At 46.8% G+C, this 22,247-nt stretch carries 21 protein-coding genes and 4 tRNA genes; 12 read left to right on the top strand and 13 right to left on the bottom strand.

The window, feature by feature from the left end; all coding sequences use genetic code 11:
• Positions 1-309 precede the first annotated feature (309 nt).
• The 3 genes from ACJ67_RS07605 to ACJ67_RS07595 all read right to left on the bottom strand — a co-directional run bounded on the left by ACJ67_RS07605 (position 310) and on the right by ACJ67_RS07595 (position 1,257).
• Positions 310-385, bottom strand: a tRNA-Glu gene (locus ACJ67_RS07605).
• A gap of 88 nt (positions 386-473) precedes the next feature.
• A tRNA-Ala gene (locus ACJ67_RS07600) sits at positions 474-549 on the bottom strand.
• A gap of 177 nt (positions 550-726) precedes the next feature.
• On the bottom strand, positions 727-1,257 hold the full coding sequence (locus ACJ67_RS07595) for a glutathione peroxidase (protein WP_231587120.1): 531 nt from the start codon (positions 1,255-1,257) through the stop codon (positions 727-729).
• Positions 1,258-1,479: 222 nt separating this feature from the next.
• Here ACJ67_RS07595 and ACJ67_RS14920 point away from each other — a divergent pair, with 222 nt between their 5' ends.
• Positions 1,480-1,653, top strand: coding sequence for a hypothetical protein (locus ACJ67_RS14920; RefSeq protein WP_018985265.1), 174 nt, complete (start codon positions 1,480-1,482; stop codon positions 1,651-1,653).
• 84 nt (positions 1,654-1,737) lie between these two features.
• Positions 1,738-2,184 (top strand): 6-carboxytetrahydropterin synthase QueD, encoded by a 447-nt coding sequence (queD, locus tag ACJ67_RS07590; protein ID WP_049638553.1) that lies wholly within the window; start codon positions 1,738-1,740, stop codon positions 2,182-2,184.
• Between the two features lie 61 nt (positions 2,185-2,245).
• Here queD and dnaQ read toward each other — a convergent pair whose 3' ends face one another.
• The 3 genes from dnaQ to ACJ67_RS07575 are packed head-to-tail and all read right to left on the bottom strand — an operon-like array spanning position 2,246 to position 4,159.
• Positions 2,246-2,926 (bottom strand): DNA polymerase III subunit epsilon, encoded by a 681-nt coding sequence (dnaQ, locus tag ACJ67_RS07585; protein WP_049638552.1) that lies wholly within the window; start codon positions 2,924-2,926, stop codon positions 2,246-2,248.
• A 17-nt stretch (positions 2,927-2,943) separates the two neighbouring features.
• Positions 2,944-3,360: a ribonuclease HI gene (rnhA, locus tag ACJ67_RS07580; RefSeq protein WP_082163952.1), complete on the bottom strand. Its 417-nt coding sequence runs from the start codon at positions 3,358-3,360 to the stop codon at positions 2,944-2,946.
• Positions 3,350-4,159 carry a class I SAM-dependent methyltransferase gene (locus ACJ67_RS07575; protein ID WP_231587119.1) on the bottom strand — a complete coding sequence of 270 codons (810 nt, stop codon included), beginning with the start codon at positions 4,157-4,159 and terminating at the stop codon, positions 3,350-3,352. Before ACJ67_RS07575 ends, rnhA begins: the two co-directional genes overlap by 11 nt.
• An 84-nt stretch (positions 4,160-4,243) precedes the next feature.
• On the opposite strand from ACJ67_RS07575, the gene gloB reads away from it, so the two are divergent.
• From gloB to ACJ67_RS07525, 10 genes are all read left to right on the top strand, one after another.
• On the top strand, positions 4,244-5,023 hold the full coding sequence (gloB, locus tag ACJ67_RS07570; protein ID WP_049638549.1) for a hydroxyacylglutathione hydrolase: 780 nt from the start codon (positions 4,244-4,246) through the stop codon (positions 5,021-5,023).
• Between the two features lie 210 nt (positions 5,024-5,233).
• Positions 5,234-6,754: a transglycosylase SLT domain-containing protein gene (locus ACJ67_RS07565; RefSeq protein WP_049638548.1), complete on the top strand. Its 1,521-nt coding sequence runs from the start codon at positions 5,234-5,236 to the stop codon at positions 6,752-6,754.
• An 82-nt stretch (positions 6,755-6,836) separates the two neighbouring features.
• Positions 6,837-8,465: a peptide-binding protein gene (locus tag ACJ67_RS07560; RefSeq protein WP_197080585.1), complete on the top strand. Its 1,629-nt coding sequence runs from the start codon at positions 6,837-6,839 to the stop codon at positions 8,463-8,465.
• Positions 8,466-8,468: 3 nt separating this feature from the next.
• Complete coding sequence (locus tag ACJ67_RS07555; RefSeq protein WP_049638546.1) at positions 8,469-9,494, top strand: ABC transporter permease; 1,026 nt, start codon at positions 8,469-8,471, stop codon at positions 9,492-9,494.
• Between the two features lie 11 nt (positions 9,495-9,505).
• Entirely contained in the window at positions 9,506-10,327 is an 822-nt protein-coding gene (locus ACJ67_RS07550; RefSeq protein WP_049638545.1) for an ABC transporter permease, read from the top strand.
• A 32-nt stretch (positions 10,328-10,359) separates the two neighbouring features.
• A complete protein-coding gene (locus ACJ67_RS07545; protein WP_018985275.1) occupies positions 10,360-11,145 on the top strand; it encodes an enoyl-ACP reductase in 786 nt (261 codons plus the stop codon).
• A 323-nt stretch (positions 11,146-11,468) separates the two neighbouring features.
• Positions 11,469-11,909, top strand: coding sequence for a hypothetical protein (locus ACJ67_RS07540; RefSeq protein ID WP_049638544.1), 441 nt, complete (start codon positions 11,469-11,471; stop codon positions 11,907-11,909).
• Between the two features lie 306 nt (positions 11,910-12,215).
• Positions 12,216-13,490 (top strand): ATP-binding protein, encoded by a 1,275-nt coding sequence (locus tag ACJ67_RS07535; protein WP_049638543.1) that lies wholly within the window; start codon positions 12,216-12,218, stop codon positions 13,488-13,490.
• A 123-nt stretch (positions 13,491-13,613) separates the two neighbouring features.
• Positions 13,614-14,003: a lysozyme inhibitor LprI family protein gene (locus tag ACJ67_RS07530; protein ID WP_231587118.1), complete on the top strand. Its 390-nt coding sequence runs from the start codon at positions 13,614-13,616 to the stop codon at positions 14,001-14,003.
• Between the two features lie 54 nt (positions 14,004-14,057).
• Positions 14,058-14,660: a cold shock and DUF1294 domain-containing protein gene (locus ACJ67_RS07525; protein ID WP_049638541.1), complete on the top strand. Its 603-nt coding sequence runs from the start codon at positions 14,058-14,060 to the stop codon at positions 14,658-14,660.
• A gap of 82 nt (positions 14,661-14,742) precedes the next feature.
• Here the strand turns inward: ACJ67_RS07525 and ACJ67_RS07520 are convergent, their stop codons facing one another.
• From ACJ67_RS07520 to clpP, 7 genes are all read right to left on the bottom strand, one after another.
• Positions 14,743-16,641: a SurA N-terminal domain-containing protein gene (locus ACJ67_RS07520; RefSeq protein ID WP_049638540.1), complete on the bottom strand. Its 1,899-nt coding sequence runs from the start codon at positions 16,639-16,641 to the stop codon at positions 14,743-14,745.
• 300 nt (positions 16,642-16,941) lie between these two features.
• A tRNA-Asp gene (locus tag ACJ67_RS07515) sits at positions 16,942-17,018 on the bottom strand.
• Between the two features lie 164 nt (positions 17,019-17,182).
• A tRNA-Val gene (locus ACJ67_RS07510) sits at positions 17,183-17,258 on the bottom strand.
• A gap of 60 nt (positions 17,259-17,318) precedes the next feature.
• On the bottom strand, positions 17,319-17,591 hold the full coding sequence (locus ACJ67_RS07505; protein WP_018985281.1) for an HU family DNA-binding protein: 273 nt from the start codon (positions 17,589-17,591) through the stop codon (positions 17,319-17,321).
• A 120-nt stretch (positions 17,592-17,711) separates the two neighbouring features.
• Positions 17,712-20,144: an endopeptidase La gene (lon, locus tag ACJ67_RS07500; protein ID WP_049638539.1), complete on the bottom strand. Its 2,433-nt coding sequence runs from the start codon at positions 20,142-20,144 to the stop codon at positions 17,712-17,714.
• Between the two features lie 135 nt (positions 20,145-20,279).
• A complete protein-coding gene (gene clpX, locus ACJ67_RS07495) occupies positions 20,280-21,569 on the bottom strand; it encodes an ATP-dependent Clp protease ATP-binding subunit ClpX (RefSeq protein WP_049638538.1) in 1,290 nt (429 codons plus the stop codon).
• Between the two features lie 27 nt (positions 21,570-21,596).
• Positions 21,597-22,244, bottom strand: a complete 648-nt coding sequence (gene clpP / locus ACJ67_RS07490) for an ATP-dependent Clp endopeptidase proteolytic subunit ClpP (RefSeq protein WP_018985284.1) — start codon at positions 22,242-22,244, stop codon at positions 21,597-21,599.
• Positions 22,245-22,247 lie beyond the last annotated feature (3 nt).

Here is a 22,247-nt window from a genome sequence, read left to right as displayed (position 1 = left end):
TTCGATAGCATATTTGTCTTTCTATTTTTATCAATGCTGTATTTCACAGAAACACGCTAAATGAGATGAAAATTCAATGAGCCTGAAATTTTAACGTTGGCTTTTGATTGCCAGTCGGACTATCCGATCACACCTACAGCGCTCCACGATGACGGTAAACATCAATCAGGATTCGGTAGAATTTTGTATGTGATGGTTGTTAGATTGTGTTCAGAATACAAATAGAATGAGGCTCCGCATGCGTAGCATTCAGGAACAGTCAGCATTCTAAATTATTGAGTTTTATTGCTAGAAATCACTGAGTGATTTTGGCGTCCCCACGGGGATTCGAACCCCGGTCGCCTCCGTGAAAGGGAGGTGTCCTAGGCCTCTAGACGATGGGGACCTAAGAAATTTAACAACCCGTGCATTATACCAGTTTTTCAAATAATTAAAATATTTATTTTATAAAAAATTCAATATTTTCAATCACTTGGTGGAGATAAGCGGGATCGAACCGCTGACCTCTTGCATGCCATGCAAGCGCTCTCCCAGCTGAGCTATACCCCCGAATCTCTGGTATTGCAGTTCTTTGTTTTGCAGTGCAATTCAAAGAAGGCGCCATATTAATGATGGCCAGAAGTCTTGTCAACGCATTTCACAACAAAACTTGAAAAAAACTTCATATCGTTTTGTTTTCTATGGCTATTGCTCAAATATTCAGCAATAGCCGAGGATTGAAATGCGTTATTTAAGGTAAGGTTTGATTTTGCCCAGGATATCTTCACTCTCTGGTCGCGTCATGCTGTTAAATGAGTAAACCTTCTGACCACCAGGCAAAATGACATATTTATAGAAATTCCACTGAGGCGCCTGGCCGGTTTGCTTGATAAGTTGCTGGTATAGGGAATTTGCGTTACTACCTGTGACACTGGATTTCTCTACCATGGGGAACTTGACAGAATAGGTCAGTTTGCAGAAGTCACCAATCTGCTTGTTATTGCCTGGCTCTTGCCTGAAATCATTTGAAGGGAATCCAATAATGACCAGGCCTTTATCTTTATATTGCTCATATAAGGACTCCAGCGCTTCAAATTGTGGCGTGAAACCACATTTACTGGCGGTATTGACCACAAGCACGGGTTTGTCTTGAAATTGACAAAAATCGACAGTTTGACCCTGCAAGGTTTTAAATTGATGCTGGTATATAGGTAAACACTCTGCCTTGGCCAACGGCATACCAAGCAACCCGAACAACATTAATATCAAACCTCGCATTGTATCTCTCCTGTTAATCATCTTTATGTTATGCGTTTACAGACAATCAGTTAGCTTGATTGTTCTGCATGAAAGGCGCATATTTTACTTTTTTTAATACGTGCCGTTAATAATATTGTAAGGAACAAAAAACATCATTGGCATAGTCTATGCTAATGATGTTTTAAGAACATAAAGGACTGACATGTTTGAGTAAATCAACAACACGAAGAGGAGTACATCATGTTACAAAAAACCACACCTACCGACAAATTTAAAAAAATTGACCAAATGCTGGAAGATTTTGCCGGTGATGAGATGGACGATTTTGATACTGGCTACAGTAGCTATGAAAAAAGTCACAAGCACTACTCTGCCGACGAAGATGCATTAATGAACTTTGACGACTTGTATTAATAGCATCATCGACCAGACAAAAGCTATTTAACCATCCTCAGCAACATGCGCAGCGAGCGTCATGGTTACTGATATAATAGCGGGATGGAAATTACTACACGCTTGGAATTTGATGCTGGACATCGCATTCCTGATCACAAGAGTCAATGCCGCAATTTACACGGCCATCGTTACGCCATAGAAATTACCCTGTCAGGGGATATTATCCAGGCTGAACACGCTTCAGAAAATGGAATGGTGATGGATTTTGCCGACGTAAAGCGTATTGCCCGTGAAACCATAGTCGACCGCTGGGACCACGCCTTTCTGGTTTACCAAGGTGATGCAGAAGTTCTGAACTTTCTGAACAGCCTCCCCAACCATAAAACCATTATCTTCCCAACCATTCCCACTGCCGAAAATATGGCAGCAGAAGCCTTTAAATTACTTAAGGCACAGTATCGGGATACTTTTGGCAATCAGTTAAAACTCGTCAGGGTCCGCCTGTATGAGACACCGAACAGCTGGACAGATGCGTTTGATCAGGTGTAGTTTTTCAAGAAAGCTCATCACCTTCCCTAGCTAGAATCGTTTCTTTTATCCTAACTGGTCATCACCATGGCGTGGCGCCTGATTTGGCAAGTCCTTCAACGTATTGTTGATGAGCAACCAACTCTTCTTCATCTGCCGTCACCAACTTGATCATCGACAAATCCACCGTCAGGCTGGTCTGGCTCACATGCTCCGCCGGACTGGATAAGTCCATCAGCAGACTTTCCTGACCGCGCGTCATCGCAATATAGACTTCAGCCAGCAACTCGGCATCGAGCAAGGCGCCGTGCAAGGTTCGCTGAGAGTTATCTATCCCATAGTGGCGGCACAAGGCGTCGAGGTTGTTACGTTGTCCCGGGCGCATTTCCTTGGCCATTTTCAGGGTATCAATAATACCGCTGATATATGATTCCAGCTTGTCCAGGTTTAGTCTGGCCAACTCCATGTTCAGGAAGCCGACGTCAAATGGCGCATTATGGATAATCAGCTCGGCACCACGAATGAACTCAATAAACTCGTTAGCGATGGCCGCAAACAAAGGTTTATCTTGCAGGAATTCAAGCGAGATACCATGTACCTCTTGCGCACCGGGATCAATCTCCCGTTCAGGATTGATATAGATATGAAAGTGACGCTGCGTGGGACGGCGATTGAAAATTTCCACGGCCGCAATTTCGATAATGCGATGTCCCTGATCGGGATACAAGCCTGTGGTTTCTGTATCGAGAAAAATCTGTCTCATGAAATACCCCTATCCGATCAAACTGTCAGTACACCTTGATTCGCCAAGGCATCTGCGCGTTCGTTACCTTCATTACCTGCATGTCCACGGACCCATATCCACTCAATCTGGTGTGGCTGGGCCAGGGCTTCCAGTATCTGCCATAGGTCAGCATTTTTGACCGGTTTTTTGTCTGCAGTGCGCCATTGCTTTTGCTTCCATCCCGGCAACCATTCAGTCATGCCTTTTTGTACATAGCTGGAATCGGTATAAATTTTGATATGAGAGGGTTTTTTGACCGCTTGCAGACCTTGAATCACCGCTGTGAGTTCCATCCGATTATTGGTGGTTAATGCTTCACCGCCATATAGCGACTTCTCATGGGGCCCGGCTTTGAGCCAAACTCCCCAACCACCGACGCCAGGGTTGCCTTTGCAAGCACCGTCAGCGTACATTTCTATCCATTGTTGATTTGACATCCGCGCATTCTAACTGTTTTTGTGTGTGTTTTTGCATGCCGGAGTGGCCTTTTCGCACTTGTAGCGCCGGATTAAGCGGCAACTTTTTCCACTCCGGCTTGAGCAGGCGTACGTTTAATACCCTTTTTTTGGCGATCAAGAAATATACGCCGCCTGTTGCACCACAACTGTGTTTCCCCCACCGCTCCAGCCAAGACTGCCGTGCCAACCAGTCGGGATCATTTACTGGGAGTGCGTGCACCAGCCTGCCGCTTTGCACGACTTCGAATCCCAATACATTCAGCCAATCACGCAAGCGCCAGGCCGTAAATAGCCGTCGAAATTGACCAGCTTGTTTGAATTGCCCGAACCTGGCACGAACCCCCAGGTAACTGAAAGGACAAATGCCAGTCAATATCAATGTTCCCTCCGGTAGCAGCACGCGAAATGCCTCACGCAAAGTTTGCTGCGGATCGGCACATTGCTCCAGCACATGTGGCATACAAACTAAATCTACCGAATGCTCGGCAAAAGGCAAATATTCAGCTTCACTCAACAAGGAGGCATTGGGGCTGGTCATCTGTTGCAGTGAGAACTTGTAAGGAATGCGGCAGCTTTCCAACAAGTCATACGCAGGCCAGCCTATTTGCAAGGCATGAAAGCCAAACACATCGGCGACAGTTTGGGCGTATAGCGCCGCTTCATGCTGCGCAATATACTGGCCCAATGCCATTGTTTCAAAGCCAGTGGATTTTAAAACAGTCGTTTCAGAGGAAGCAGGCCGGCTAGGTGACAAGGTGGACTCCGAAAATGCAAGTAATAATAGATCGCCAAATTAGGTGCATCTTGACAATCATGACCATTTTTTCAATGATGCGGGATGCAAGAAACTTCTGCAAGCATAGAAATCGTTGCGCTACCGGCATTTAGCGACAATTATTTATGGTTAATACATGATGGAAAGCACGCACTGATTGTTGACCCAGGTGACGCTGAGGTGGTTGAAAGTGCTTTAAAAACTCGCAATCTGCAGCTCGATGCGATTTTACTCACACATCATCATGCTGACCACACAGACGGTGCCGCCGCACTGCAACAGCGCTGGCAATGCCCGGTTTACGCACCTGACTCTGCTCACAAGGCTTACGAGACACTACAGGCAAGGCGAGTCAAAACCGGTGACCATATTGAGTTCGAGCACTTTCACGCGCTTTCTTGCGAAATTTTAGGCTTGCCCGGCCACACACTGGACCACATTGCCTACTATATCGGCCATCGCCATCTTTTTAGTGGAGATGTCTTGTTTGGTGCCGGTTGTGGCCGATTGTTTGAAGGGACGCCTTCGCAGATGTATGCCTCTCTGCAAACTATCGCAACCTTGCCTGAAGAAACCCTGATTTACCCTGCTCACGAATATACTATGCACAATATTGCATTTGCGCTGACCGTCGAGCCTGGCAATGCACAATTGAAACAAAGAGCACATGATGCAGCATCCTTGCTTGCACAGCACACACCCACCCTTCCAACCAATCTGCGTTTAGAGCTGGCCACCAATCCATTTTTACGTTGTGAGGAAATCTCGCGACATCCTGAATTCAAGGACCGTCATGCCATTGATGTATTTACCGAACTACGTCGCCGCCGGAATGACTTTTAGGCCAATCATCGTGCATACACAAAGCCCGCCTGCCTGCAAGGGCTTGTCTCGCAATGAAATTGACGTAGAATGATGTCCTCCTTAAGGCGCTTATGTGCGTTAGGCCAATCACGCGCTGGTTGGCTTGACCTAACCAGCCAATCGAGTTTACCAATGCCCGTGCAAGTTTTACACGCTTGCGCACCAGCTTCAGGACTAAGTATTACCGTCATGCGTTTTAAAAAAATATTGCTCTGTCTCGCCCTTTCTGCCACCCCTTTATGGGCCGCAGCAGAATATGTGGAACCGGCAACATTATCCGTTGACAATGACAGTAGTTATGATGAAAGTTATGGCGGGCCTGAATCGGAAAGTTACAGCTCCAGCTATCAGTTTGAAGATTCTTTGACCTTGCAGGAAAGCCTGTGGGATCGAGTCCGTGACGGTTTCAATATGCCGGATATTGATTCGGTATACACCAACAAACACGAGCAATGGTATGCATCCCGCCCTGATTACGTCTCGCGCATGTTGGAGCGCAGTAAAAAATACCTCTACCACATTGTTGTAGAGGTCGAAAAAAGAGGGATGCCGACCGAAATCGCACTGCTGCCCATGATTGAAAGCGGCTTTAACCCAAAAGCACTTTCCACCAGTAAGGCTTCAGGTATCTGGCAGTTTATCCCCTCTACTGGCAAGGACTTTGGCCTCAAACAAAACTACTGGAAAGACTCGCGCAAGGATGTGACAGCCGCGACGCAGGCCGCACTTAATTATCTGCAAAAACTCTATACCATGTTTGGCGCCTGGGACCTTGCACTCGCTGCTTATAATGCCGGTGAAGGGACTGTTGCGCGCGCCATAGAACGTAACCGCCGCCTGGGATTACCCACCGACTACCAACATTTGTCACTCCCGGATGAAACCCGCAATTACGTCCCTAAATTGCAGGCCATCAAAAATATTATTTTCCGCCCCGAAGAATACGGCCTGACGCTCAATGAAATCCCAAATAAGCCTTATTTCACGACTGTACAAGCGCCTAACAAGATTGATGCAAAATTGGCCGCAGAACTGGCTGGCATTTCGCTCGAGGAATTTAACGCACTGAATCCTAGCTTTACCCGTCCGGTGCTGATTACTGAAAAGAGCCACCAGAAATTGTTGTTGCCTACCTGGGCAGCCAGCAATTTCACTAACAACCTCAATGGCTATAACCGCCCACTGTCCAGCTGGCACAGTTACCACCCTAAAAAAGGTGAACGCCTGGGTGCGATTGCAAACCGCTTTGGTATCAGTATTTACGAGCTCAGCGCGACCAACAACCTGAAACCGAACCGCAACCTGATTGTGCGGCGCCCACTATTAGTACCAGCCAGTCTGCAATCCGGCTTGACCCGGCCAATAGACGTCGCCAGCATGGCGAAATTATCCGTCGAGGTACCAGTAGAAAAAGAATCCTCCGCTAAATCTGTTACTATTTCACACAAAGTGAAACAGGGCGATACGCTTGGGAAACTGGCTAAACGTTATGGCATCAGCAGCAAACAGATCATGCAGCAAAATCACCTGAAATCCACGGCACTGTCCGCTGGGCAGGTATTGCAGATGGAAAAACAGCAAGGCGGTGCCAACATGAGCAGCAAATCGACGCATAAAACCTCGGCTAATCGTGGCTCAAAAAGCCAGGCATCCTCACATAAAAAAACAAGCAGTACGCATCGTAAAAAAACCTCCTCCAGCAAACATTAGCGCACCCTGAATCATGACAAATCGATTGTCCAGCGAGTATTCCTTGTGCAAAAAATCACTGACGGCAACAAGTCAGAGATGGGTGGCATACTTGCTGTGTGCGGGTTTGGTCGCCTGCAGTACAGACACGCCTGATCACAGCGCAAAAGTCTTTGACCAATCCTACCCAGCACAGCCTGGCGGCACGCTGATTAGCGCCATGCCTTCCGACCCCAGTAGCATGATAGGTATGGTTGCGGGCGAGTCCGCATCGCTGGCCATCGGTTCTTATCTGTTTAACTCCCTGCTCAAATATGACCAGAATCTGGATCTTGCAGGCGAACTGGCGGAATCCTGGCAAGTGGCCGATGACAAAAAAACCATCACATTCAAACTCAAACCAGGGTTGCAGTGGGCAGATGGCAAGCCACTGACAAGTGCGGATATCTTATTCACCTGGCAATTGATCACGGATGAAAACACGCATAGTCCTTATGCCTCGGATTACCAGTTAGTGACCAAGGCAGAAGCACCTGATGCACATACCTTTATCGTCCACTACTCACAGCCATTTGCGCCGGCGCTTGAGAGTTGGGCCAGCTTGCAGGTGTTGCCAAAACACAAGCTGGCCGGGCAAGATATCCGCACTACCAGTTTTGCGCAAAAGCCGCTGGGCAGCAATTACTACCAGTTAAAGGAATGGCGACATGGTGAATATATCAAGCTGGAGAAGAACCCTAAATCAGTCTTAGGTTCAGCCAATATCGATCACTTGATCGAGCGCATCATTCCAGACACGGCCGCACAGTTCCTCGAATTGATGGCGGACAATATAGACAGCATGAGTATGGATCCGATTACCTATGCGCGCATTATTCCTTCCAGACCTGCTCTACAAGCGCGCCTGAATCAATTTAAAGAGTTAGGCAATAGCTATACCTATCTGGGGTTTAATCTCAAACGCAAACCTTTTGATGATGTACGTGTTCGCAAAGCGATTAATTACGCTATCGATAAGCAAGAAATTATCGATGGCGTTTACCTGGGCTTGGGCATTACCATCGCCTCTCCTTATAAGCCTGGCACGCGCTGGAGTAATCCGGATTTAATACCGTATACTTTTGATCCGGCCAAAGCCAAACAATTGTTGGCTGAAGCTGGATTTGAAGACACTAATGGCGACGGCGTTGTCGACCGTGACGGAAAAAAACTATCGTTTGAAATCCTGACCAACCTGGGCAATAAACAGCGAGAAAAAACGGCTGTGATTATCCAGCGCCGTTTAAAAGAAGTAGGCATAGAAACGCATATCCGTACGCTGGAATGGGCCAGCCTGTTGACCAATTTTATCAAACCTGGGGACTTTGACGCCGTGGTCATGGGTTGGGGCCTAGGCCTGGATCCAGATCAATACAACATCTGGCATTCTAGCCAGCAAAAACCTGGTCAGTTTAATTTCATTGGTTACAACAACCCAGCGGTCGACAAACTGCTTGAGCAAGGCCGCCTTGAATTTGATCCCGAAAAGCGCATGCAAATTTACCATGAATTTGCCGAAGTTCTCTACGAAGACAGCCCACTGGTCTACCTTTCTGCAGGCTACGGCCTGACAGCAATTCATAAACGTGTACAAGGCATCATGAACCCGGTGCCACCCGCTGGAGTCAGTTATGATTCTCAAAAGTGGTATATTCCACAGCCACTAAGACGCACGCAAATACAGGCAGAATAAACGATGTTGGCTTACCTGATCAGACGCGTACTATGGATGATCCCGATGTTGATCGGCATCAGTCTGATTTCCTTTTTTATCATGCACCTGGCCCCTGGCGACATCACCAGTAGTGAAGCCGCTTTTGATCCAAAATCTTCAGAAGAGTCTAGGCAAAAACTGCGTGAACTTTATCATTTAGACAAACCCATTATTGTCCAATATGGTCTATGGCTGGAACGCATGGTACACCTCGATTTTGGTCACTCTTTTGCCAGCCACCAGAAACCAGTGTTCTGGGCAGAAACCGATAAAGAAGGCAATACCACCCCAGGCATGATCCAGGAAGCTCTACCGATCACCCTGCTGATGAATATCACCGGGCTAATGTTGACGCTCATCTTGGCTGTGCCCTTAGGTGTAGTCGCGGCCAAAAAATATGGACGATGGCCAGACCGAAGCATCACACTATTTAACTTTATCGGTTTCTCTATCCCGGGTTTCTGGTTATCGCTACTCTTGATGTATTGGTTGGGGGTAATTCATCCCTGGTTCCCAATTTCTGGCTTGCATAGTCTTAATTATGCACAGCTGGATTTCTGGCAAAAGTGCCAGGACCTATTGATGCATTTATTCCTGCCAGTAGTGATTCCGGCCATCACCGGCCTGGCAGGCGTCACCATGTTTATTAAAAATGGCATGCTTGATGTACTCAGCCAGGACTATGTCACCACCGCCCGCGCTAAAGGCCTGAGTGACAGAACCGTCACCTACCGCCATGCCTTGCGTAATGCCCTACTCCCACTGATCACACTCATAGGCTTATCCCTACCCGGCCTGATCGGTGGCTCTGTGATTGCCGAAACCATTTTCGCCATCCCTGGCATGGGTAAATTGTTTTATGAAGCCGTGATGATGCGTGACTTCCCGGTCGTGATGGGCATACTCACTATTGGTTCTGCGCTCACACTGGCTGGTAACTTGCTGGCAGATCTTGCTTATGCCTGGGCGGACCCCCGTCTGCGCAAAGGCGTGATCCCACAACGCTAGGCAAAATAACGATGAGAAAAATCCTGCAAAATCCTTTAGCGCTGACCGGTCTTTGCCTGATAGGGGTCATCCTGCTATTAGCCCTGCTCGCCCCATGGATCGCCCCTTATGATCCAGATGCTATCGATGTGAAACATATCCTGCTTGCACCTTCCGGCCAACACTGGATGGGCACCGACGGGCTCGGCCGCGACGTATGGAGCCGCATGTTGTTTGGTGGCCGGGTTTCATTATTAGTTGGGCTGGTGGCAGTGGGTATTTCTACCGTCATTGGTGTCATTCTTGGCGCATTGGCCGGCTATTATCGTGGGTGGGTAGATACTGTCATCATGCGCCTGGTGGATATCATGCTATCTATCCCCAGTTTCTTCCTGATACTGGCTGTGATTGCCTTTTTAAGTCCTTCTATCACCAACGTCATGATCGTCATTGGCCTCACCTCATGGATGAGCGTTACCCGCCTGGTCCGGGCAGAGTTTCTGAGCCTGACCCAACGCGAATTTGTCATGGCCTCTACGGCTTTGGGTGCCCAGGATTGGCGAGTCATTTTTAAACATTGCCTGCCCAATAGCATGACGCCGGTATTGGTGAGTATTGTGCTCGGCATTGCCAGTGCCGTACTGCTTGAGTCTGGCTTGAGCTTTCTAGGCTTGGGCGTACAACCGCCGCAAGCCTCGTGGGGCAATATCCTCACCGATGGCAAAGAGTATATCCAGTTTGCCTGGTGGCTCTCACTCTACCCCGGACTTGCCATATTAATTACCGTGTTAGGGTATAATCTGCTCGGCGAAGGTTTGCGTGACGTGTTTGACCCAAGGTCTAACAGCCGCTGACCGCATTAACTAACAAACACACAGGAACAAGCATGGCATTTCTTGCTGGAAAAAAAATCCTGATTGCCGGTTTGCTGAGCAACCGTTCAATCGCTTATGGCATCGCAGCCGCAATGAAACGTGAAGGGGCCGAGCTGGCCTTTACCTATCAAGTCGACAAACATGAAAAGCGTGTGCGCGACCTGGCTGCTGACTTCGAATCCGAGATCGTTTTACCGTGTGACGTCGCCGAAGATGCGCAAATCGACAACCTGTTTGTCGAGCTGGCTAAAGTGTGGGATGGTCTGGATGGCCTGGTGCACTCGATTGCTTTCGTGCCTAAAGTTGCTTTAGATGGTGACTACCTCGACAACATCGATCGCGAATACTTCCGTATCGCCCACGATATCAGCTCCTACAGCTTCTCCGGTATGGCCAAAGCCGCCTACCCGATGATGCAAGGCCGCAACGGCAGCCTGCTCACCATCAGCTACTTGGGTGCTGAACGCACCATGCCTAATTACAACGTTATGGGCGTGGCCAAAGCCAGCCTGGAAGCCAACGTCCGCTATCTGGCACAAAGCCTGGGCCCACGCGGCATCCGCGTCAACGCAGTTTCTGCCGGCCCAATCAAAACCCTGGCTGCCTCAGGCATTGCAGACTTCGACAAAATGATCGGCTTCAACGAAAAACACGCCGCCCTGCGCCGCAATGTGACTATTGAAGAAGTTGGCAACGTCGCCGCCTTCTTGGCCAGTGACCTGGCTTCTGGCGTGACTGGTGAAATTACTTACGTAGATGGTGGTATGAATATCACTGCTGCAGGTCAGATCGATTAAGATAATCTGTTAGCAAAAAATAAAACGCCTGAGCTCTCAAAGCCAGGCGTTTTTTTATAGTTTAATTCAGGTTGCTTGCCTTATTTAACAACAATGCGCTAAATTACTTGAAGTTGATTCGTAACAATATAAACGCATATGCAAGTATGCAAGTATGCAAGTATGCAAGGTGCATTAAATCAAAGTCGACTTGATAATAGTGTACGAAAATTACATAACAAATTGAATTTTAATTACTAATTAATAGTTTAGTATTCATAGATATCTAACTAAATAAAATTTTAGGTTCATTTTTGAGGTCTAGTTACACTTAGAAGCTACCCATGAGTATGGATAAAGGTGTTAAAGAAAAACTACTCCGTATATTCTTGCGGTCGGTTCCTATATTGCCAGGACCAGAACTCTTTGACCTTTTGCGAGCGGTTAAGAAATCTCAATGGGACGTGGATGCCCAAGTTACAGATGCGCTTGAGTCGATCAAGAACACCTCTGAACTTGTTAACCGACTAGAAAGTAGTTTGCGCGAGCGTAGTGAAAAACTTGAAGCGTTGCAAAGAGAACATGAACGCTATTCAGAGCTTGGTCAGATTGAGGCAAAGAAGGTAGAGGCGTTGTTATCCCAAATTGAAACAACCCTTGGGCGAAATGTAGGTCGCGAGCGCTGGATTGCATTTCTTATTAACATCGCTGCAGGCATTATCCTCTTCGTGTTGGGTGTCGTGCTAAGCGCCCCACTCAAGAGTTGGCTTACTAAGTTATGGTAATAACCATTTCACTTCTGACTCTGAGCTCAAGCTTTGCTGCGCAAAAGATACTAAAAAGCGAAGAGCTCTAATGCAGCGTCGCATAAATGAGCTTATACGACCGACACAAGAAGTGCGACTATAAAATCTAACGCCTCGTTGGAGCTCATATTGTTAGCATTGCTAACAACTACGCCGACTTGCGTGGGCGCGGTCAACCAAAGGAAACCAATTGACCGCTTTAACCCGCGATGCGGGGTGATGCTCAACTATGTAAGTTAGCTCTACCAGAGTTTAATTTCGAAAAGGGACTACCAAGGCAAAAATATGGCAAGTAAACCAACAATTACCCAAGTGGAGAACGCGTTCTTCCCTGCTAAAGAAATAACCGATGCCGAAAGATTTGCGGGCAGAACAAAGCCCGTTGAAGATTGTTACTACGCTTTGATTTCTGAAGGAACAAATATCGCCATCATAGGAAATCGAGGAATCGGGAAATCGTCCCTTTCTAGACAAGTCATTAACATATCAACTGGTAACAATGAGCTACTAGCTAAAGTTGGCCTCGATGTTGATGAGAAACTAGATTTTTTGCCAATATACTTTGCGTGCGGAAAAAGTATTTCTACACATCAAGAGCTATTGGAAAAGCTACTTACAAACAAAGACTGCCTATCAGATTGGTCTTATGATATTCCAAAGGCTAGAAAATCTTTAGAAAAGTATCAGCCAAAATTTAGTATAGGGATTACATCCTTAAGTGGGGAGAAAGCGACTGAAATAGCAGCAGAAACATCCCAACCAGATCATGATGTGGAGACTGTATTTACAAATGTTGTTAGCGCGATAGTTGAACAAAAGATGGCTAAGAATGGGCTTCTTTTTGTGATTGATGAATTCGATCAGATTCAAGACAAGACTGGGTTTGCATCGTTTTTAAAAGCACTGGCAACAAACGTACCGGGCGTTAAATTCTGTATCGTTGGTGTGGCGCACGATATTCAAGAATTAATGAAAGAACATGCATCGTCGGACAGGCTTTTTGCAGGTGGGATTATTCATTTGCCCGCTATGAATAACGATGAGTTGAAAGAAATTATTCGCGGGGCAGAGGCGAGTATTGATGACTTTATACGATTTGATGATAACGCTACAAATAAAGTAATTGGCTTAGCTCAGGGACACCCGTATATGGTACACCTTATTGGAAAATACGCATTGAGAATGGCCTATAGAAATGGAGGTACAGACCTTTCTGCGACTGATATAGATAATACGCTAGCAGGAATCGCGGAATCTGGAACAGACCCTGTTTTAGAGGGACGATACAAAAAAGCAGTTGCATCCTCAAGCCAACGGGAAATTGTGTTGAAGGCTTTAGCTGAAGTACAAGCGAGCGAGTTAGAGATACATACTGCAGATGCATATAAAAAAGCTATTGATCATGGTGTCGATAATCCAAGTCAATTTGTTGGCCATCTGGTAACAGACGATTACGGTGCAGAATTAGTTAAAATAAGAGAGCGCTATTATCGATTTAAAGACTCTCTGTTTGTTGCTTATTCGAATGCACGACCATCAATATTTGCAGAAACAAGCTAAAAAACACATCCACAGTAAGTCAAAAGCACCGCTTCACTCAGCTTTGGTCTCCTATGCTGTTGGCGTTAAATTTATAAAATAATGACTTTTTTTAAGTATCTTTTCGTCGCACTCCTAAGCCTGATGTCATTATCTGCATTCGCGGACACAGAAATTAAGCCAACTCAGCAACCGATAGATACCTGGTATGAAGAAAAAATGGCTGAGGAAACAGTAAGTTCAACTGCTTTAATGCGAGAGATAACATATCAAGCTCAGGTGAAATGGGAGGCTGAGATGAATAAAGTATATAAACGCCTCATGCAAAAACTAACTAAACCTCAGCAAAATACTTTGCGCAATGCGCAACAGCAGTGGCTAAAATTCAGAAATGCTGAAGGAAAGGCAATACTTGAAATCGTTTCAGCTCAACAAGGGACTATTCATCCACTATCTGGCACTCATCGCGGCATGCAATTGGTTCGCCATAGAAGATTAGAGTTAATTTCATATGAACAAGAATTTGAAAATTAAAACTAGGCATCCAACTGGATGCCTTTGTTCATTTTGAAAACCTAGCAATCACACATGCGTTATCAAGGCAGAATCACCTCCTGGAAAGACGAACAAGGGTTTGGCTTTATCACGCCCAATAACTGCGGGAAACAAGTGTTTGTCCATATCACTGCATTTTCAAACCGTCAGCGACGTCCTGTTGGAAATGACATTGTGACTTATGAAGTCAATAAAGATAGGAATGGGAAACTAAAGGCTGAGCGCGTTCAATTCATTGATGAGCGGGAGCAATCAACCGACGGCACGTTGCTATTGTTATTTGCTGTCATTTTTCTTATTTGCATGGCGATAGCTGTTTTCGCTGGGGAACTCCCATTATGGGTGTTGGGAGTATATTTGCTGGCAAGCAGTTGTACACTCATTGCTTATAAGCTGGATAAGATGGCCGCAAAACGTAGCCATAGGCGCACGCCAGAAAAGACGTTGCATTTATGGGCATTGATCGGTGGCTGGCCTGGGGCAATCATCGGCCAAAAACTGTTTCGTCACAAATCTAAGAAGCTTTCTTTTCAAGTGCCTTTTTGGGCAACCATTATGATTAACTGCGCTGCATTAGCTTGGTTGATTTCCATGGATGGCTTGGCTTTTATCGAGGACGTGATTGGTAGGCTTTGAGAAAACTAAGCACACCCAAAAAGAATGACAGCAAATAAAAAAGGAGGGCAGCGCCCTCCTTTCTTTACTTCAGCCCAATAAATTATTCGTTACCTTTGGATAACAATACTTTGGCATTGAACTGAATTTCTTTTGTGGCTTTCAGCGATGCCACATACGCATGTGACATTTCTGCACCCAAGGCTGCCTGATAGGCTTTAAATGCACGCTCAGCAACGTCTGGCTGATCTTTTAGCTTTTGGTTGACAGAGATCACTTTAATTAACGTATAACCTTTGTTTACTTCGTTAAAGCCATAGTAGGCAGGCAAGGCATGTGTATTTACTTTAAACACGTTTCTCATAACGCCATCGCTCAAGCCTTGCGCATTTCTACGGTCTATGGTGACGGGGGTGATCCAGTCAGCATCGACAGCTTTGCCGGCTTTAAGATCAGCCAGTAACGCTTCACCTTTTTGTTGCGCCAGCTTGCCTGCGGCTTCGGCTTTCAACAATGTTTCGATACCACCTTTAACTTCATCATAGCTACGAGGTGCTTCTGGCGTGTATTCCACCACACGTGCGGCAACGAGGTTGTTAGGTGAGACTTCCACAGCTTCAGTATTGCGTTTTTCTTTCAATACTTCGTCAGAAAATACCATATTTGCCAAGCGATCACTCTTGAAGAACTTGGAGATTTCGTCTTTGCTCATGGCTGGAGAAGTTTGCACCTGCAGATTAAACTTCTTGGCGACTGGGTCCAGGCTACCTGATTGTTCATAGACCGTATTGCCAAAGTCATCTGCCAGTTCAGCATATTTTGCCTGGGCTTTCTGGAACAACAATTCAGCTTTGATTTTAAGCTTCATGGAATCAAAATCTGAAGACTCGCCAGTAATGCCAGTCAATTTGATGATGTGGTAACCAAACTCGGATTCGACCAGGTCACTGATCTCGCCGACCTTCATGGAGAAAGCAGCATCTTCAAATGGTTTTACCATGGCGCCACGGCCAAAACTGCCTAAGTCGCCACCGTTACTGGCAGAGCCAGTGTCTTGAGAATTTTCAATAGCGAGTTTTTCAAAGCTCTTAGGATTAGCTTTGACCTGCTTGAGAATTGCTTCGGCCTTCTCTTTAGCGGCAGCTTTTTCTGCTGCGCTTGCAGTGCTGTTAAAGCCGATCAGGATATGACTGGCCTGTCGCTGTTCATTACCCTGAAATTTGGCAGCGTTTTCGTCGTAGTATTGCTTCACTTCTTCATCAGTCACACTCACCTGCCCCATCAAACCGGCAGCAGACAACAATGCGAATTGCAGTTTAACCTTGGCAGGCGCAATAAACTTGGTTTTATGCTGCTTGTAATAGGCTTGCACCTGATCTGGTGTCACGTTGACCTGATTCATGAAATCAGAGACCTTGATATCGGTGACAGTGACTTCGCGCTGTTCAAACTCGGACATCAAAGATTGCTCAGCCACTTTCTTAGGCATGAATACCAGCGCGGATAAACCATCTCGCACTTGCTGGACTGCAAGATCCTTACGCACACTTTGCTCAAACTTCGCTGGGGTCAGTTTATTTTGTGTCAGTAACTGATTGTAAGTGTCTTCAGAGAACTTGCCATTGCTCTGGAATTCGGGCATACCCAGAATGTGCTGACTTAACTGCTCATCGCTGATTTTAAACCGATAATCCTGAATCGCACCTTCAACCAGACGGCGCGTAATAATGCCATCCAGTACAGACTGCTTGAACGCTGGGCTTTCCAGCATTTGAGTGTCCACTTTTTGCCCTTGCGACTGCAAAAAGTTACGGGCGTTTTCAACTGCATTTGAATACTCTTGCAGCGAAATTTTCTGACCATCAATTTTGGCCACGGCAACCTGGCCGCCCGCCTGATTGAGATAAGAGTCAATACCAAACAAAGCAAACGGCACCACAATCAGCGCCAGAATGATTTTTGCCATCCATCCTTGTGTATGTTTTCTGAGTGCTTCCAACATTTTATAATTTCCATTACCTGATTTTTTGCAACAGCAAACTATACCATAAACCCGCCATCATGGCTGGACTCAGGCCGCATGTTCACCCCATTCATCACAGTTTAAACAGATATCAGCCACAGAGTAATCCGGCAATTTAAAGCACTGCAAATTAAACCGACGATAGACCTCAAAAAAGCGATTACTTTTATCAGAAATGTGGGCTGGACATTGAGTTTTATGCAGCGAGTGCTTTGAGTCGAAAATCGAGGAAGAAGACACTAGAAAAGAAAAAAGCCCTGAAAAATCAGGGCTTTTATTTGGCGGAGCGGACGGGGCTCGAACCCGCGACCCCCGGCGTGACAGGCCGGTATTCTAACCAACTGAACTACCGCTCCCGGTAATCATTAAGCTGAAATTATAACATTGTTTTTTATAAAATCAACTAATTTTTTTAATTACTTATTCGGTACTTAGCATTGCTAATTAAAGTAACTTCTTAAGTACCGTGTCACTCAAAAAATTAAGAGCGCAAACTTCGCACTCTTAATTTAAATTGTTTTGGTGGGTGCTAACGGGGTCGAACCGCTGACATTCGCCTTGTAAGGGCGACGCTCTACCAACTGAGCTAAGCACCCGTAACAACCACTTGTGTTGCTACTACTGGCAGAGCAAACTAGCTGCTCAACCAAAGAATGCTAGTTTACAGCATCTTTCAGGCCTTTACCAGCCCTAAATTTAGGAGATTTAGCAGCTTTGATGTTAATTGTTGCGCCGGTACGAGGATTACGGCCAGAACGGGCAGAACGCTCACCTACATAGAATGTACCAAAACCAATCAAGGTCACCATATCACCTTTTTTCAATGCGCCGGAAATAGCTTCAGTTGTTGCATCCAGAGCACGAGCCGCAGCGGCTTTAGAAATACCAGCAGCACTTGCAATATGATCTATCAATTCTGATTTATTCACGTGTTTCCCCTAATAACTAGTTAAAAAGACAGGTACATCCTGTACCGTCTTTATATCAAGCCGCAAAACGAGCTGTCAAGCGCTAATCCGGCCTTTTGACAATAATTCGCATCAATTTTACTAATGCGTGACCGCTTGTTCCGGATTCGCATCACCAGAAGCGACAATCTCAACAGCTGGCGCATTCACAGCTAACGGTTGCGGTGCACTGGCGAGTGCCAAATCCAGCACCTGATCTATCCATTTCACGCAATGAATATCCAGGTCTTTTTTGATATTGGCCGGAATTTCTACCAAATCTTTTTCATTGGCCAGTGGAATCAAGACCGTTTTAATGCCACCCCGATGCGCAGCCAACAGTTTTTCTTTCAAGCCACCAATCGGCAAGACTTCCCCACGCAAGGTGATTTCACCTGTCATGGCCACGTCTGCGCGAGCTGGAATGCCTGTCAGCACTGAAACAATGGCTGTGGTCAGGGCAATACCTGCACTTGGGCCGTCTTTTGGCGTGGCCCCCTCAGGCAAGTGGATATGGATGTCCTTCTTCTCGTAGAAATCAGTTGGAATACCCAAGCCTTCGGAACGGCTACGCACCACACTCATGGCAGCAGTCACTGATTCCTGCATCACATCACCTAATTTACCCGTGGTAATGGTTTTACCCTTACCAGGCAAAGTCACAGCTTCGATCGTCAGCAATTCACCACCCACGGAGGTCCACGCCAGTCCTGTCACCTGCCCTACCTGATTCTCTTTGGCGGCAACACCAAAGTCGTAGCGTTTGATGCCCAGATATTGCTCAATGTTTTTGCTGGCAACGTTAATTTTCTTGACGGTTTTGCTCTTACCTTTGGCCAGTAACTGCTCTTTTACCGCTTTACGGCAAATCTTCGCAATTTCCTGTTCCAGACGACGAACGCCAGCCTCACGGGTGTAATAACGCACGATATCGCGCAATACGCTTTCCGCAACCGAAATATCGGTCGATTTCAAACCGTGTGCCTTGAGCTGCTTGGGCAACAGGTACCGCTGGGCAATATTGATTTTCTCGTCTTCCGTGTACCCAGACAGACGTATAATCTCCATACGATCCAGCAATGGCTCGGGGATATTCATGCTGTTGGCGGTTGCCACAAACATCACATCGCTGAGATCATAGTCCACTTCAACATAGTGATCAGCAAATGTGTGGTTTTGCTCCGGGTCCAACACCTCCAACAAGGCTGAAGACGGATCACCACGCATGTCCTGGCCCATCTTATCGACTTCGTCCAGCAGGAATAATGGGTTTTTCACGCCCACTTTGGTCATGCTTTGCAGCACCTTACCTGGCATGGAACCAATATAAGTCCGGCGATGACCACGAATCTCTGCTTCATCACGCACGCCACCCAAAGCCATCCGCACGAATTTGCGGTTGACGGCTTTGGCAATGCTTTGGCCTAAGGAGGTCTTACCTACCCCAGGCGGCCCTACCAGGCACAGAATAGGCGCTTTAAGCTTGCCTACACGCTGTTGTACCGCCAGGTATTCAACGATACGCTCTTTAACCTTGTCCAGACCATAATGATCGGCATCCAAAATCGCTTCTGCAGCCTGCAAATCTTTGCTGATCTTGGTTTTCTTTTTCCATGGCAAGTTAAGCAGCGTGTCGATGTAATTACGCACGACAGAAGCTTCAGCCGACATTGGAGACATCAATTTGAGTTTCTTGAACTCAGCAGTCACTTTAGCCAGCGCCTCTTTAGGCATGGCGGCATTCTTTATGCGCTGCTCAAGCTCTTCCATCTCGGCGTTTTCATCTTGCTCGCCTAGCTCTTTCTGAATCGCTTTCACTTGCTCATTCAGGTAATACTCGCGCTGGCTTTTCTCCATTTGGCGTTTCACACGGCCACGGATACGTTTTTCTACCTGCAAGATGTCGATTTCAGACTCCATCAGGTAAAGCAAATGCTCCAGACGCTCAATCACACTGAGCATTTCCAATACTTTTTGCTTTTCTTCCAGCTTGAGTGTCAGGTGGGCAGAAATCGTATCTGCCAGGCGACCTGGCTCATTAATGGTCGCCAGTGAAGTCAGGATTTCAGGCGGAATTTTCTTGTTGAGTTTAACGTACTGATCAAACTGGGTCATGACAGTGCGCATCAAGGCTTCGGCCTCTTTATCGTCCTGATCGGTTTGCTCGACTTCTTCGCCGAGCGCCATGAAACAATCGTCGGTTTCGACAAAGTCTGAAACACGTACGCGATGCAGGCCTTCTACCAGCACTTTAACCGTACCATCGGGCAGCTTCAGCATTTGTAAAACAGTCGCCAGTGTGCCGATCTCATACAGGTCTTCAGCCGTCGGGTCGTCCTTATTGGCAGACTTCTGCGCCACCAGCAGAATCTTCTTATCACCCTCTGATGCACGCTCCAACGCCTTGACCGACTTGCTGCGGCCAACAAACAGTGGGATCACCAAATGTGGATAAACAACAACATCACGCAACGGCAGTAACGGGATTAAAGCAGTGTCAGGCGTCTCGGAGTCAAGCAAAGTGTGTTCAGTCATAGCTTCTTTCGTAAAGTGTCAAAGGACCAAGCCCTTTGCATTTAGATGGGAACATTCTTTGAGAATTCAATAGAAGCAGCATCTAATGTTGTAGATGCTATCTTGCAATAGCCGGATGGCTATTGCAAGCAAGATTTAGTGTGCGTTTTCGACGCGTTTTTGCGTATCCTGATAAATCAGAATCGGTTCAGAGGTATGTTCAATGACGCCAGCGTCTACAATCACCTTGGACAAGCTCTTAAGCGATGGCAATTCATACATGAGGTCCAGCAACGCATGTTCCATAATGGAACGCAAACCACGGGCACCTGTTTTACGCTCAAGCGCTTTTTTAGCGATCAAACGCAGGGCAGAGTCTTCAAACTCCAGCTCCACGCCTTCCATTTTGAACAGTTTCATATACTGTTTGGTCAACGCATTCTTCGGTTCGACCAAAATCGTCATCAGTGCCTCTTCATCCAGGGATTCCAACGTCGCCACCACTGGCAAACGACCGATGAATTCTGGGATCAGGCCAAACTTGATCAGATCTTCTGGCTCAACCTCACGTAGCACTTCACCTACGGCGCGTACGTCTTCCTTGCTTTTCACTTCAGCGCCGAAGCCGATACCGCCTTTTTCCGAGCGGTGACGGATCACCTTTTCCAGGCCATCAAAGGCACCGCCGCAGATAAACAGGATATTGGTGGTGTCCAGTTGCACAAACTCCTGGTTAGGATGTTTGCGGCCACCTTGCGGTGGGACGGAGGCAATCGTGCCCTCGATCAGTTTCAGCAAAGCCTGCTGTACACCCTCACCTGATACGTCACGCGTAATCGACGGGTTGTCAGACTTACGCGAAATTTTGTCGACTTCATCAATGTAGACAATGCCGCGCTGGGCTTTTTCAACGTCGTAATCGCATTTTTGCAGCAGTTTCTGCATAATGTTTTCGACGTCTTCACCCACATAACCGGCTTCGGTCAATGTCGTCGCATCAGCCATCACAAATGGCACATCCAGCAAACGCGCCAGGGTTTGCGCCAGCAAGGTTTTACCTGAACCGGTGGGCCCAATCAGCAGAATGTTACTTTTCTGCACTTCGACATCATCTTTACCAGACTGATTGCCTTCAGATAAAGGGTTATATCCCAGGCGTTTGTAGTGGTTGTAAACTGCCACTGCCAGGTTCTTTTTCGCTTGCACCTGGCCAATGACATATTGGTCAAGGATAGAGCAGATTTCTTGTGGTGTCGGCAGTTTCTTGTCTGCAGACTTGATTTCGTTGAGGCTCTGGATTTCCTCACGAATAATGTCGTTGCACAAGTCAACACATTCATCGCAAATAAAGACAGACGGGCCGGCAATCAGTTTTTTAACTTCATGCTGGCTCTTGCCGCAAAACGAGCAATATAAAAGCTTCTCGCTATCAGATTTAGTTGCCATGCTATTCCCCTGCTGGTTGCTCGCTGATTAAACAGCGCTACGTGCGGCAATCACCTGGTCTACCAGGCCATAAGCCTTGGCAGCGTCAGCACTCATAAAATTGTCACGATCAGTGTCGTTGGCAATGGTTTCAATGTTCTGGCCAGTATGATGAGCCATAATGCCATTTAATTTGTCTTTAAGGTACAGAATTTCCTTAGCATGGATCTCAATATCAGAGGCCTGGCCTTGAAAACCACCCAACGGCTGGTGGATCATGACACGGGAGTTAGGCAGGCAGAAACGCTTGCCTTTTGCGCCTGCAGTCAGCAGGAACGCACCCATGCTGGCCGCTTGGCCAATACACAAAGTGCTGACATCTGGCTTAATAAACTGCATAGTGTCATAAATCGACATGCCCGCAGTCACTGAGCCGCCCGGAGAGTTGATGTACAAGGAAATGTCCTTGTCCGGGTTTTCAGCTTCCAGGAACAAAAGTTGCGCAACAACCAGATTGGCCGTCATGTCATTGACAGGGCCAACAAGGAAAATAACGCGCTCTTTCAATAAGCGTGAATAGATGTCATATGAACGCTCACCCCGGCCACTTTGCTCAATGACCATTGGAATATAGCCAAGACCTTGCGGCTCCATACGTTGTTGCATCATGCCTTCGTTCGCGTTCATATAATTCATGGT

The sequence above is a fragment of the Methylophilus sp. TWE2 genome, assembly GCF_001183865.1.
Lineage (GTDB): Bacteria > Pseudomonadota > Gammaproteobacteria > Burkholderiales > Methylophilaceae > Methylophilus.
Note: the sequence above shows the minus strand (reverse complement) of the source record. Positions and strands in the feature narration are given on the sequence as shown.

Coding starts and splice junctions, on each gene's coding strand:
- ACJ67_RS07595 (WP_231587120.1), bottom strand. CDS start 1,257: ATGCGAGGTTTGATATTAATGTTGTTCGGGTTGCTTGGTATGCCGTTG.
- ACJ67_RS14920 (WP_018985265.1), top strand. CDS start 1,480: ATGTTACAAAAAACCACACCTACCGACAAATTTAAAAAAATTGACCAA.
- queD (WP_049638553.1), top strand. CDS start 1,738: ATGGAAATTACTACACGCTTGGAATTTGATGCTGGACATCGCATTCCT.
- dnaQ (WP_049638552.1), bottom strand. CDS start 2,926: ATGAGACAGATTTTTCTCGATACAGAAACCACAGGCTTGTATCCCGAT.
- rnhA (WP_082163952.1), bottom strand. CDS start 3,360: ATGTACGCTGACGGTGCTTGCAAAGGCAACCCTGGCGTCGGTGGTTGG.
- gloB (WP_049638549.1), top strand. CDS start 4,244: ATGCAAGAAACTTCTGCAAGCATAGAAATCGTTGCGCTACCGGCATTT.
- ACJ67_RS07565 (WP_049638548.1), top strand. CDS start 5,234: ATGCGTTTTAAAAAAATATTGCTCTGTCTCGCCCTTTCTGCCACCCCT.
- ACJ67_RS07555 (WP_049638546.1), top strand. CDS start 8,469: ATGTTGGCTTACCTGATCAGACGCGTACTATGGATGATCCCGATGTTG.
- ACJ67_RS07550 (WP_049638545.1), top strand. CDS start 9,506: ATGAGAAAAATCCTGCAAAATCCTTTAGCGCTGACCGGTCTTTGCCTG.
- ACJ67_RS07545 (WP_018985275.1), top strand. CDS start 10,360: ATGGCATTTCTTGCTGGAAAAAAAATCCTGATTGCCGGTTTGCTGAGC.
- ACJ67_RS07540 (WP_049638544.1), top strand. CDS start 11,469: ATGAGTATGGATAAAGGTGTTAAAGAAAAACTACTCCGTATATTCTTG.
- ACJ67_RS07535 (WP_049638543.1), top strand. CDS start 12,216: ATGGCAAGTAAACCAACAATTACCCAAGTGGAGAACGCGTTCTTCCCT.
- ACJ67_RS07530 (WP_231587118.1), top strand. CDS start 13,614: ATGTCATTATCTGCATTCGCGGACACAGAAATTAAGCCAACTCAGCAA.
- ACJ67_RS07525 (WP_049638541.1), top strand. CDS start 14,058: ATGCGTTATCAAGGCAGAATCACCTCCTGGAAAGACGAACAAGGGTTT.
- ACJ67_RS07520 (WP_049638540.1), bottom strand. CDS start 16,641: ATGTTGGAAGCACTCAGAAAACATACACAAGGATGGATGGCAAAAATC.
- lon (WP_049638539.1), bottom strand. CDS start 20,144: ATGACTGAACACACTTTGCTTGACTCCGAGACGCCTGACACTGCTTTA.
- clpX (WP_049638538.1), bottom strand. CDS start 21,569: ATGGCAACTAAATCTGATAGCGAGAAGCTTTTATATTGCTCGTTTTGC.
- clpP (WP_018985284.1), bottom strand. CDS start 22,244: ATGAATTATATGAACGCGAACGAAGGCATGATGCAACAACGTATGGAG.